General features: G+C 50.7%; 14 protein-coding genes and 1 other RNA gene. 2 read left to right on the top strand and 13 right to left on the bottom strand.

The window, feature by feature from the left end:
• Positions 1-20: 20 nt before the first annotated feature.
• Entirely contained in the window at positions 21-1,091 is a 1,071-nt protein-coding gene (gene tsaD / locus DBY97_RS03255; protein ID WP_107857400.1) for a tRNA (adenosine(37)-N6)-threonylcarbamoyltransferase complex transferase subunit TsaD, read from the top strand.
• Positions 1,092-1,264: 173 nt separating this feature from the next.
• The gene (rarD, locus tag DBY97_RS03250; RefSeq protein WP_107857470.1) at positions 1,265-2,167 is read left to right on the top strand and encodes an EamA family transporter RarD; all 903 of its coding nucleotides are present in this window, start codon (positions 1,265-1,267) and stop codon (positions 2,165-2,167) included.
• A gap of 93 nt (positions 2,168-2,260) precedes the next feature.
• On the opposite strand, the gene murU is transcribed toward rarD, so the two are convergent.
• From murU to DBY97_RS03185, 13 genes are all read right to left on the bottom strand, one after another.
• Positions 2,261-2,956 carry an N-acetylmuramate alpha-1-phosphate uridylyltransferase MurU gene (gene murU, locus DBY97_RS03245; protein ID WP_107857399.1) on the bottom strand — a complete coding sequence of 232 codons (696 nt, stop codon included), beginning with the start codon at positions 2,954-2,956 and terminating at the stop codon, positions 2,261-2,263.
• An 86-nt stretch (positions 2,957-3,042) separates the two neighbouring features.
• Positions 3,043-3,543: a 4-hydroxyphenylacetate 3-monooxygenase, reductase component gene (gene hpaC, locus DBY97_RS03240; RefSeq protein WP_107857398.1), complete on the bottom strand. Its 501-nt coding sequence runs from the start codon at positions 3,541-3,543 to the stop codon at positions 3,043-3,045.
• Between the two features lie 10 nt (positions 3,544-3,553).
• A complete protein-coding gene (gene hpaR / locus DBY97_RS03235; protein WP_004520883.1) occupies positions 3,554-3,991 on the bottom strand; it encodes a homoprotocatechuate degradation operon regulator HpaR in 438 nt (145 codons plus the stop codon).
• 339 nt (positions 3,992-4,330) lie between these two features.
• Positions 4,331-4,837 carry a protein disulfide oxidoreductase gene (locus DBY97_RS03230; protein WP_107857469.1) on the bottom strand — a complete coding sequence of 169 codons (507 nt, stop codon included), beginning with the start codon at positions 4,835-4,837 and terminating at the stop codon, positions 4,331-4,333.
• Between the two features lie 87 nt (positions 4,838-4,924).
• Positions 4,925-5,317, bottom strand: a complete 393-nt coding sequence (gene rpsI / locus DBY97_RS03225) for a 30S ribosomal protein S9 (protein WP_003681515.1) — start codon at positions 5,315-5,317, stop codon at positions 4,925-4,927.
• 12 nt (positions 5,318-5,329) lie between these two features.
• A complete protein-coding gene (gene rplM, locus DBY97_RS03220) occupies positions 5,330-5,761 on the bottom strand; it encodes a 50S ribosomal protein L13 (RefSeq protein ID WP_003684605.1) in 432 nt (143 codons plus the stop codon).
• A 179-nt stretch (positions 5,762-5,940) separates the two neighbouring features.
• Positions 5,941-6,121: non-coding RNA, 6S RNA (gene ssrS, locus DBY97_RS03215), on the bottom strand.
• A gap of 8 nt (positions 6,122-6,129) precedes the next feature.
• Complete coding sequence (locus DBY97_RS03210) at positions 6,130-6,432, bottom strand: cell division protein ZapA (protein ID WP_003681511.1); 303 nt, start codon at positions 6,430-6,432, stop codon at positions 6,130-6,132.
• A gap of 11 nt (positions 6,433-6,443) precedes the next feature.
• A complete protein-coding gene (locus DBY97_RS03205; RefSeq protein WP_199900730.1) occupies positions 6,444-6,767 on the bottom strand; it encodes a hypothetical protein in 324 nt (107 codons plus the stop codon).
• A gap of 74 nt (positions 6,768-6,841) precedes the next feature.
• Positions 6,842-7,831 carry an NAD(P)H-dependent glycerol-3-phosphate dehydrogenase gene (locus DBY97_RS03200; RefSeq protein WP_107857396.1) on the bottom strand — a complete coding sequence of 330 codons (990 nt, stop codon included), beginning with the start codon at positions 7,829-7,831 and terminating at the stop codon, positions 6,842-6,844.
• A 135-nt stretch (positions 7,832-7,966) separates the two neighbouring features.
• Positions 7,967-10,126: a polysaccharide biosynthesis tyrosine autokinase gene (locus DBY97_RS03195; RefSeq protein ID WP_107857395.1), complete on the bottom strand. Its 2,160-nt coding sequence runs from the start codon at positions 10,124-10,126 to the stop codon at positions 7,967-7,969.
• A gap of 26 nt (positions 10,127-10,152) precedes the next feature.
• Positions 10,153-10,602, bottom strand: a complete 450-nt coding sequence (locus DBY97_RS03190) for a low molecular weight protein-tyrosine-phosphatase (protein WP_004520878.1) — start codon at positions 10,600-10,602, stop codon at positions 10,153-10,155.
• Positions 10,603-10,774: 172 nt separating this feature from the next.
• Complete coding sequence (locus DBY97_RS03185) at positions 10,775-11,902, bottom strand: polysaccharide export protein (protein ID WP_107857394.1); 1,128 nt, start codon at positions 11,900-11,902, stop codon at positions 10,775-10,777.
• Between the last annotated feature and the right edge of the window lie 4 nt (positions 11,903-11,906).

Genomic DNA, 11,906 nt, shown 5'->3' with positions numbered 1-11,906 from the left:
TTTTCAGACGGCCTCAAACCATGTTGGTATTAGGAATTGAATCATCTTGCGACGAAACCGGCGTTGCGCTCTACGATACCGAGCGCGGCCTGTTGGCGCATCATTTGCACACACAAATGGCGATGCATGCCGAATACGGCGGCGTTGTCCCCGAATTGGCCAGCCGCGACCATATCCGCCGTGTGGTGCCGTTGACGCAAGGTTGCTTGAAGGAGGCAGGCGTAGGCTATGCCGATATTGACGCGGTTGCCTTTACGCAAGGCCCGGGTTTGGGCGGCGCATTGCTGGCTGGTTCGGGCTTTGCCAACGCCTTGGCATTTGCCATCGGCAAGCCCGTTATCCCCGTTCATCATCTTGAAGGCCATTTGCTCTCGCCCTTGTTGGCAGACGATAAGCCTGAATTTCCATTTGTCGCTTTGCTGGTGTCGGGCGGACATACGCAATTTATGGCTGTACGCGGTATCGGCGATTACACCTTGCTGGGTGAAAGCGTGGACGATGCGGCAGGCGAAGCGTTTGATAAAACGGCTAAGCTTTTGGGTTTGCCTTATCCCGGAGGTGCCAAATTATCCGAGCTGGCCAAACTCGGCATGCCTGATGCCTTCACATTCCCACGTCCTATGCTCCATTCGCACGATTTGCAGATGAGCTTTTCCGGTTTGAAAACAGCCGTTTTGACCGCTGTCGAAAAAGTCCGCGCCGAAACCGGCAGCGATGAAATTCCCGAACAGACGCGTAACGATATTTGCCGCGCTTTCCAAGATGCGGTGGTTGACGTATTGGCGGCCAAAGCCAAAAAAGCGTTGTTGGATACCGGCTTCAGAACTTTGGTGGTTGCCGGCGGTGTAGGTGCAAACTGGAAACTGCGTGATGAATTTTCGCGCTTAACCGTCAAAATGCCGTCTGAAAAAGGCAAACCCAAACCTCAGGAAGAAAAAATCAATGTTTATTTTCCGCCGATGGCATACTGTACCGACAACGGCGCAATGATTGCCTTTGCCGGTGCGATGCGTCTTGCCGAGCGTCAGGCTGTCGGCGCATTCAATGTTAAACCGCGTTGGCCGTTGTCGGATATTGTGAAGCAGGGCTGATGTATTAGACCGCTTCGATGCAATGAAAGGCCGTCTGAAAACCTGAAAATATGGTTTTCAGACGGCCTTTAATGAAACGGATGTTTGCGGTAAAACTTCATTCAAAAAAGATGAGTAATTTTTCCATCCGTTTTTTCTACAATATCAACTTTGATTGCAAAAGGCCGTCTGAAATGACGAATTTATCCAAAGGTTTGCTGGCTGCGATAGCGTCCAATTTGTTGTTTTCCATGCTGTTTCTGTACGGTATGTGGATGCGGCCGATGACGGGGACGGAGGTGTTTGCCTGGCGCATGGTCGCCATGCTGTCGGCTTTGTGCGTGCTGATGACGATGGTCAACGGTTGGCAGGCGGCAACGCGTTTTGCTTATGGCGTCGGCCGGGATTGGAAACGATGGCTGCTTATTGTATTGCCGACGCCGATATTTGCCAGCCAGTTGTGGCTGTTTGTCTGGGGGCTGGTCAATGGGGAAGGGGTAAACATTGCCATGGGTTATTTCCTATTTCCTTTGGCAATGATGCTGGGTGGACGGATTTGGTTTAAAGAGCGTTTGAACCGGTTGCAGAGGGTGGCGGTAATCTTGGCGTGTGCAGGCGTGGCATGTGAATTGGTGCGGTCGGGCGCGTTTTCGTGGACGACTGTATGGGTGTTCGGTACCTATCCGTTTTATTATCTGCTGCGCCGAAAACTGGGCGTGCCTTCTTTAATCGGTCTGACCTTTGATTTAATGATGATTACGCCGTTTGCATTGGCGTATATTATATTTGCAACGGATACGCCGGCGATGATTGCGGCCAAACCGGTTTTAATCTTTTTTATTGTGTTGCTGGGTTTTAATAGTGCAATATCCATGCATTTGAATTTGAAGGCAAATCAGTTGCTGCCGGTGGCGGTGTTCGGTATGTTGAGCTATTTGGAGCCTATATTGCTTTTTATTGTGTCGATTGTATGGCTGGGCGAGCCGGTGCAAAAAGGCGCATTGATCGGCTATGGCCTGATTTGGTCGGGGTTGTGCGTGATGATTGTCAATGGCTTGTTGGGAATGAAGAGAGCAAAGAAATTGGCTAAAGCTTGATGATAGATTAAGGCCGTCTGAAAAATGGGTTGACCAATATTTTCAGACGGCCTTTGATATTGAAAGGGACGTATCGGATACGCCCCTTTTGTTTTACCAGCTTTGGGCAATACGGTCGGCTTCTTGCAGGCGTTCGACTGTGCCGACGTCCAACCAAAGGCCGTTGTGGTGTTCGCCGCTGATTTGGCTTTGGCTCATGGCCTGACGTAACAGAGGGGCAAGTTTGGCAGCCTGGTGTGCCGGGGTATCTTTGAAAAGCGCGGGATGATAAATGCCTACGCCGCTGAAAGTCAGGGCTTGGCCGTCTGAGGATGAGGCGGATACCAGGCCGTCTGAAAGCAGGCCGAAGTCGCCTTCGGGGTGATGGGGCGGATTGTCCACCAGCCACAAATGGGCGAGAAGGTTGTGTTCCTGCATACGCTGGGCAGCCAGTCGTGCAGCTTGGAAATCAATGTCGGTCAATACGTCGCCATTGACGACCAAAAACGGCTCGTCGCCCAAAAGAGGCAGGGCAGTGGCAATGCCGCCGGCTGTTTCCAGGCCTCCGGCGCGCTCTGGAGAGTAGGCAATGCGCACGCCGTAGTCCGAACCATCTTTCAAGGTATCTTCGATTTGTTGTCCAAGCCAGGCATGGTTGATGACGATTTCAGTGAAGCCAGCCTGCTGCAGGCGGCGCAAGTGCCAACCGATAAGTGGCGTGCCTGCTACTTCGAGTAAGGGTTTGGGCGTGTGGTCGGTCAGAGGGCGCATGCGTTCGCCACGACCGGCGGCCAGTATCATTGCTTTCATGGGTGTGCCTATAATGTGTGAAACAGAAAAGGTCTCAGGCCGTCTGAAAAATGAAACTGATGTTTCAGACGGCCTGAGACCTTTATTTATGCCAAATATTTGAATTGCCTACGAAAATACAGCAATGCTGGTGCTTGTGTGTCGGTATTGCGGATTTCGTTGATCTGAACGAAAAAGACGTAATGCGTGCCGATTTCGCGTTGATCGACAATGCTGCCGTGCAGGTGTGCCAGCGCGCCTTCGACTTCGAGCTGTCCGGTTTGTCCCCTATGCCAAATATGGTATTCGAAGCGTTCTTCGGGCGAGAGGTCGGTCAATCCGGCAAAGTGTTCGGCAACATCCTGCTGGCTGTCGTTGAGTGTGTTGATGCACAAATCACGGTTGCCTTGCAGAATGGGAATGATGGCGGATTGGCGGTTGATGCATAGCATGACTGTCGGCGGCTCGTCGGTAACGGCAGTGACGGCAGTCATAGTAATGCCATAGCGTCCCGCTTCGCCGTCTGTCGTGATAACGTGCACGCCGGCGGCACAGGAGGCCATGGCATCTCGGAAGGATCTCTTGAGTATGTGTGTTGAATCTGTCATCCGGCTCGCTTTATTTTAATGCCTGTTCGATTTTTGCCAGCTCTGCCAAGAGTTCTTTGAGTTGTGCCATTTTTTCTTTGGTGAGGACTTTTTCAATTGCGTCATAGCGCTCGTCAACCAATGCGCCGGTGGACTCATAGAGTTTCTCGCCTTCGGGCGTCAGTTTCAGATAAACGCGGCGTTGGTCGTTGGAAGGCTTCAGGCGCACGGCCAAACCTGCTTTTTCCAAGCGGGTCAGAATGCCGGTCAGGCTGGGGCGAAGGATGCAGGCCTGATTGGCCAAATCTTGAAAGTCGAGTGTGCCGTTTTCCGCTAAGAGCCGGATGATACGCCATTGCTGGTCAGTAATATTGGCTTGGTTCAGAATAGGGCGGAATTGGGTCATCAATGCTTCCCGTGCCTGAATCAGACCGATATTGATAGATGCATGTTTAGATTGGTTGGGCATTACTAAGTCTCCGGTGTTATCAAAAATCAAACCGTTGAAGCGTGAGGTAGATTGATAAAGGCGAATATTGCTGTTTTAAGGCTGCTGTCGGCAGCCGGGTTATGGGAACAAAAGCATCACTGCCACAATATTAGATGAAGATCTCTAACAGTTTGTTTTGATAATAATGTTTCCAATTGTTCTTATGGTTATATCTTAGTCTATTTTCTTTATAATCTCAACAAAATCATATGTTATTGGGAAAGAGATAGTTTATTTATTTATGAAATCGAATTGGTTGAATATATTCAGGTGAAATTATTCTTTAGATTTTCTATTTTTAGTGGATTTTCAATGAATTTAGCTGAAGATATTTGCCAAGTAAATTCTGATTTTTAAGCCCATATAACTGGAAAGTCCGGATGTGTGATGAATCATTTTGCCATCTTTTAATATGATAATGGTTGGTGTGACGGCTATGTTCCATTTTTGAGCCATCAGGCCGTCTGAATCGTTGAAGTTTGGAAAGGATAGATTGTTTTGTTGCATATGGTGGGCAATGTCCGCATCGCTTCCTGAGCGCAAGGCTACGCCCAGTGTTGGGATATTGTCTTGGTGCAGTTTTTCTATGGTTGATGATGTGTATGAACAAATACGACACCAGCTGCCCCAAAAATAAACGACGGCAACCCGATTTTGGCTGAAGGATTGGAGGGAAGTGGTTTGCCCATTAGTTAAAGTCAGGATTTGTGTTGCCGACTGCAAGGGTTGGTCAGGCTTGCGCACCCAGTCGACAATCAGGGATAAGAAGATGAAGATAATCACAGCCTGAAGCAATGATTTGGCGTAGTGGAGTAGGGTTTTCATCATATATTGCGGGGATATTGGATTATTGTTTTATAAATGAAAAAAGCCTTGCAGAGCAAGGCTTTTTGATTCGATTCTGAAAACGTATTAACGTTTGGAGAATTGTTTTGCGCGACGTGCTTTGCGCAAACCTGGTTTTTTACGTTCAACTTCACGAGCATCGCGAGTAACGAAGCCTGCTTGAGACAGGGCTGGTTTCAGGGCTGCGTCGAAGTCGATCAAGGCGCGGGTGATACCGTGACGGATGGCACCGGATTGACCGGTTTCGCCACCACCGGTTACGTTAACTTTGATGTCGAAAGATTCGGCATTTTCAGTCAGAACCAGAGGTTGACGTACAACCATGCGGCTGGTTTCACGTGCGAAGAATTCGTCAACGGGGCGGCCGTTTACGATGATTTGGCCGGTACCTTTAGTCAAGAATACACGAGCCACTGAACTTTTGCGGCGGCCTGTGCCGTAGTAGTATTTACCGTTCATGTCGTGTCCTTATTATTTCAGTTCCAAAACTTTAGGTTGTTGTGCAGCGTGGCCGTGTTCGGCGCCGGCGTACACTTTCAGTTTTTTGATCATGGCGTAGCCCAGAGGACCTTTAGGCAACATGCCTTTTACGGCTTGTTCCAAAGCGCGGCCTGGGAATTGCTCTTGCATTTCGCGGAAAGTACGCTCGTAGATGCCGCCTGGGAAACCAGAGTGACGGAAGTATTTTTTGTCTTCGAATTTAGCACCAGTCACGCGCAGTTTGTCTGCGTTGATGACGATGATGTAGTCGCCGGTATCAACGTGAGGGGTGTATTCGGGTTTATGTTTGCCGCGCAGACGGTGTGCGACTTCGGCTGCGACACGACCCAGAACTTTGTCTTCTGCGTCAATGACGAACCATTCGCGCTTCACCTCGTGGGGTTTTGCAGAGAAGGTTTTCATGGTTGGAATCCAGATATATATAGAAAGTTATGGATTTTAAAGAGGAGATTGGTTTTTGTCAATCTTAATTGAGTGTGTTTGATGCATGAATATGCGGTTTTTTCAGACGGCCGGAAATCTTTACGAAAGTCTTTACTTAGAAAGGGAAAAGCCACACCTGTCGGCATGGCTTTTTTTAGGGAATCCCCACGAGTGCCGTTTAGGCTGAATCCGCTTGAACCTTGCTGACAAGGCGGTCACCTTGGGTAGTTTCGGGTGCGTCCGATAAACGGACACTCGCGCCCACTACAGCTCCCGGCAACCTAAAGCGAACGTATTGGTTCAAAGGAATATATGCCTTCGCGAACACCGCAGGGAAAAGGGGGAAATCAGTTTTGCTCTAAGCGCGCCAGTGCTTTTTGGCACGCGTTGTTCATGTCGGTTATTTTACGCTCAAATTCACCGATTGCCAAATCATCGTTGAGGGTGGTTTTCAAGAGGTCGTGTACGACGTTGAGGGCTGCCATGACGACGATTTTGTCCGTGCCGACGATGCGGCCGCTTTCTTTAATTGCGTCGCTTTTTTTGTTGAGCATTTCAACGGCTTGCAGGAGGGTGGCTTTTTCTTCACTCGGCGTGTTGATGGTGAAGTTGACATTCATGATGTCGAGATTGACTTGTTCGATACTCACGGGGCGTCCTTTTATTGTTGTGTTTCTTGGGGCAATCGGGCAATGAGGCTGCGGATTTGGTCTGCACCTTGGGCCAGCGCGTTGCGGTAGTTTTCTTTTTCGGCAGTCAGGTTGTCAATTTTGCTTTGCAGGTCTTCTTTGAGTTTGCCGACTTGAACCAGCAAGGCTTCGCTGAGTTCGTCAATGGCTGCGTCGTGTTGGCGTTTTTGTTGCTCTTGCTCAAGTTTGAGTCTGTCGATTTCTTCGTTGAGACGGCGGTTTTCTGAAACCAGCGTTTCAAATTTTTGGACAAGTTGGTAAACGTTGATTTCCAGATTGTTCAGTGATTGGTTCATGTGTTTCCCTTCAGACGGCCTTATGGTCGTCATATTGTGCGTCAGGACGTCTGAATGGCAGACGGCGCGACCGTTTATTCGAAGCGTGCGCTTCGTTCCATCAGGCGTTCAACGACTTGCTGCGGTGTCATTTCTTTGCGGATGAGTTGCAGCAGGGTTTGAGTGATGGGCATATCGATTTGGTATTTGGCGGCGGTGTTGAAGACTTCTTCAATGGTGCTGACACCTTCGGAAACGTGGCCGATTTCGACAAGCACTTGATGCAACTCTTTACCCTCTGCGAGGCCGAGGCCGACGCGGCGGTTGCGCGAGAGTGCGCCGGTACAGGTCAGGATAAGGTCACCGATGCCTGCCAAACCCATCATGGTTTTGGGTTGCGCGCCCATGGCGATGGCAAGGCGGGTGATTTCGGCAAGGCCGCGTGTTACTAAGGCTGCGCGTGCATTGAGACCGTATTCGAGGCCGTCTGAAAGGCCGGTGGCAATCGCCATGACGTTTTTAACGGCACCGCCCACTGCGACACCGATGACGTCGGTGCTGCCGTACAGGCGCATTACGTTGGTGTTCAGTTGGGTAGTGGTTTCCTCCACCCAGTCTTTGTTTTCGGAGGCAAGCACGACGGCGCAAGGCAGTTGGGCTGCAAGTTCTTGGGCAAAGCTCGGGCCTGAGAGAACGCCGATTTTTTTATTGTTAGGCAGGACTTCTTTCAGTACTTGGAAAGTCAAGAGACCGGTATCTTGTTCAAAACCTTTGCAGGCGGCGAGAACGGGAATATCGGTGGCGTTATGCTGTTTGAGCAGCTCGGCGCTGCTTCTGAGGCCGGCTACGGAGGTAACGATCAGGGCAAGTTGGCTGTCTTTCAGCGCTTCACCCAAATCGGCGTGAACGGTCAGGGACTCAGGGAAAGGGAAGCCGGGCAGGCCGCGTTTGTTTTCGCGATCTGCTTGCAGGGTGCGGATTTGGTCGGGATTGCGTGTCCAAAGGGCAACTTCATTGTTGTGGTGCGCAAAGTGCAACGCGAGAGCTGTACCCCACGAACCTGCGCCGATGACGGTAATTTTCATGTTTCTCTTCCATATGGGAACGGGGCTTACTTTAAAACAAACGGCTTTGGGGTGCAAGGGCGGCGTTTGTGAAAAATATTTTGTGCTGTTTAAAAAGCCTTAGGCCGTCTGAAAGTTCAGACGGCCTGCTTCGGTTTATGATTTATTGTTACCGGAATGGTAGGCATCGTAGGCGTAGTAGTCGTAGCTGTTGTTGGCTTCGCGCTTCATGCCGTTGAGGACGACACCTTTGATGTTGATGTGGTTTTGTTTGAGGCGTTCGACGCTGGCCTCAAGCTCTCGTGCACGCGTGTGCGCATAACGGCTGATCATCAGGACGGTGCCTGCATGTTGGCCGATGATGACGGCGTCGGTCACGGCCAATACGGGCGGCGTGTCCAAGATGACGTAATCGTAGCGTTGGCGCGCGTGGGCGAGCAATTCGTTGAAACGGTTGTCCATCAAAAGCTCGGACGGATTGCTAGGATAGCTGCCGCTGCTGATGAGGTGGAGGTTTTCAATGCCGGTCTCTTGTACGGCTTTGGCCGGAGCCGCTTTGCCGCTTAGGATGTCAGACAAGCCGAACTCGGGGGTAAGGCCGAAGAGTCGGTCGAGGTAGCCTTTGCGCATATCGGTATCGATAAGCAGGACGCGTTTGCCCGATTGCGCCATTACGGCGGCGAGGTTGGCGGAGATAAAGGACTTGCCTGCCTCAGGCGCGGCACCGGTAATCATGAGGACGTTGTTAGGCGCGTCCAGCATGGAAAAGTAGATATTGGTGCGCAGGGCGCGGATGGCTTCGACGGCAGTGTCGGCGCGGTCTTCGCTGGCCAGCAGATAGTTGGAACGGCCGCCGGTTTTCTTGAATTTGCTTTTGAAGAAGTCGCGTTTTTGCTGGGTTTTGGAGTGCGGAACAAGTGCGACGATTTCCAAATTGAGGTTTTCGATTTCTTCGGATGAAGTAATGCCGTTTTTCATGCGGTTACGAATTATCAGCCACAAAGCGGTCAATGAGCCTGCGGCAAGTGCGCTCAGGAGCGTGATGACGGCTTTGCGCGGTGCAACGGGGTTTTCAGGGACATAGGCATAATCGACGATGCGGACATTACCTTGTGCACTGGCTTTCATGATGTTGAGTTCTTGTTGTTTGCTCAACAGTTGGACGTAGGTTGCTTGGTTGGTTTCTACGTCGCGGGTCAGGCGGATGACTTCTTGTTGGGTATTCGGCAACTCGGCGATTTGTTGGTTGATTTTGTTTTTAGCTCGCTCGAGGACAGCAAGTTTGTCCAATACGGCTTTATAGGAAGGGTGTTCCGGCGTGTACAGCTCGGCCAAACCTGCTTCTTCGGTTTTGAGTAGGGTAATTTGGGTTTCGATGCCGGTCAGACTTTCCAATGCGCCTTTAGACTCGAGCGGAATGTCAAGGGAGCCTGATTGTTGGCGGTAGGCATTGAGTTTGTTTTCCGCATCTTGCAAGGTTTCTTTCAAACGTGGCAATTCTTCGCTGATGAAGGCCAGACCGCTGGATGCAACTTGAACGTCGCGTTCGCGGTTTTGCGCAACATAGTTGTCGGCAATGCTGTTGAGGATGACGCTGGTACGTTTAGGATCAGTACTGGTAAAGGTAAGGTTGATGATGGGGCTGGTTTTACCTTTGCTGATAACAGCCAGTTTGTTTTGGATGTTTTCGATGGCGCTGATGCGGGAGAACTTGGTTAACGCAAATTCTTGACCCGGGTTGGCCAGGATTTGATCGATTTTGAGGGTGGTTTGATTGTTGATTTTCAGAGGCACGCCGACCTTGCCTTCGACGACGCGTTTGTCAGGCAGGGTAAGGGTATAGGCTTTGTTGCTCTTGGCAGTCAGCGTGAAGGTTTTGTTGAACCATTCGTCTTGTACGGTAAAGCTGCCGACGGTCAGTTTGGGATCGGGGTCGCCGCTGATGTTGTGCATCAGGCTGCCGATAACAGGTGTGTATTTGGCTTTGACTTCTTGGTCAAGCTGAAGGTCGTCAACGGTTTTACCCAGCACCAAGCGTGATTGAACCAGCTCTACTTCTGCTTCAGACGGCGTGGTTTGGTTGTTGAAGATGCTGTTGATTTCGGTCAGGATTTGGTTTTGCCGCGTTTCGATTTCCAGCATGGCGTCGGCGCGGTATTGCGGGGTGGACGCCAGGCTGAAGGCCGCACCGAGTATGCCGCCTGCAAGCAGGGCGGCGAGGATTTTGTATTTGTGCATCCAAATGACGCGGAGCTGTTGGCCGAAGTCGATTTCGTCGTTGTCTGCGCTATAAGGTGTGTAGGTCGTTTTTTTCATTGCTTGCTTTCTTGTTCATGCCGGTTTTATACCGGTTGAGTTTTTCCGTTTAGTTTGGTTTTCCAAGTGTCTGCGGCAGCATTGAGCTGTTCGAAAACGGCTTCAAACATTTCGCTGCTTTGTTTGTATGGGTCAGGTACGGTTTTTTTAGGCAACCATTGGGCAAACAGCATGGTTTTGCTGCGTGCCGGCGGATGGATGTCGGCCACCATGTCGATTTGACAGGGCTCCATGACGAGAATCAAATCGGCCTGTTCGCACATTTGGGCAGTCAGTTGGCGTGCCGTATGGCCTGCAACGATAACGCCATGTTTGAGTGCGGTTTTGATGGCTTGGAAATCGGCATCCTTACCTGCCAGTGCTTTTATGCCGGCGCTGCTGATGCGGTGGCCGGGTAGTTTTTTCTGCATAATCCGCTCTGCGGTGGGGGAGCGGCAGATGTTGCCTAGGCAGACGATGAGTATGTTGTGGTACATGATATTGTTTTCGGTTTATGGTCTGAAAAAAAGCGTGAGTCAGACTATAAGATACTGCTTTTCCGTTTGTGCGGTGTGTACGGCTTTTATATGCCGTTTATGTAATTTGGTCGGATTGTGCGTGATTTTGTATCCTGCTGTCAAACAAGGGTCTGACAGCAGGAACCACTGCTTATTTAAACGTATTGTCGAGGGTGTTGACGTTGCTGATGGAGTTGGTAATTTGTGACATTACGCGGTTCCAACGGGTAACTGGGGCGGCGGTAACGTAAACGGTGTCTTCGGAGCGCAGTTTGAATTCACTGCCCAGTGCGTAAGAGGTCGCATCTTTCAGGTTGAGCTGGTAGATGTGGATAGGTTTGGCCGCATCTTCAGGTACGCGGCGGATTACGAATACGCCGGTTGCATCAGCATAGGCTTGGTTCATGCCGCCCACTTCGCCGAGCGCTTGGGTCAGGTTGAGGCCGTGATTGCCGATCGGCAGGGTGGCTTGTTTGCCGACTTCGCCCATGATGTAGATTTTGTTGTTGCTGCTGTTAGGAACGTAAACGATGTCGCCATGGCTGAGGAGATGGTTTTGTGACATATCGCCGTATTGCAGCATGTCTTGTAGGGAAATGGTGCGGTCGACGCCGTTGTGCGTCCATTTGATGTGTTGGGTGTCGGCACTTTGGGTGACGCCGCCTGCTTGGTTGATGGCATCCAAAATGGTCATCGGGATATTGGTAATCGGCAGCTGACCTGCTTGGCTGATGGCACCGGATACTGAAATGCGTTGCGAACGGAATTCGGTAACGTTGATGGCGACTTGAGGGTTTTTGATGTAGCGCCTTAGGAGGTTGGTTAAGATGTTTTGCAATTCGTCCAAAGTTTTGCCTTTGGCTTGAATTTTGCCTGCCAACGGGTAAGTGATATAACCGCCCTCATCTACCCAGGCACCGCGGCTGACTTGGTTAGTTTGCGGGTTGCTTTGCTGGATGGGAGAATTAAGGTCGGAGTGCGCCCAAACCATGATATTGAGGACGTCGCCACTGCCGATGCGGTAGCGGTAAGCGCTTTTGCTTTGCTCCAAGCCTTGGTTGGCTTGGGAAAGTACGGGTGGCGTGCGCATTTTTTCAATCAGGTTGGGCGTGATGGGGTAAACGGCAACACGGCTGTCGAGGTTGGTATCGGCGGCGGTGTCGGTATCGGTGTAAACAATGGTTTTGGTTCTGGTTTTGATGGTTGAACCGGGAATGACAGTCGTGCTGTTGCAGGCAGTCAGTGCGAATAGAGTAAGCAGGGAGAGCGTTTTTTTCATGTAG

Source organism: Neisseria subflava, from assembly GCF_003044645.1.
Lineage (GTDB): Bacteria > Pseudomonadota > Gammaproteobacteria > Burkholderiales > Neisseriaceae > Neisseria > Neisseria subflava_B.
The sequence above is the reverse complement of the archived record's forward strand: the minus strand, read 5'-3'. Positions and strand labels throughout refer to the sequence as shown.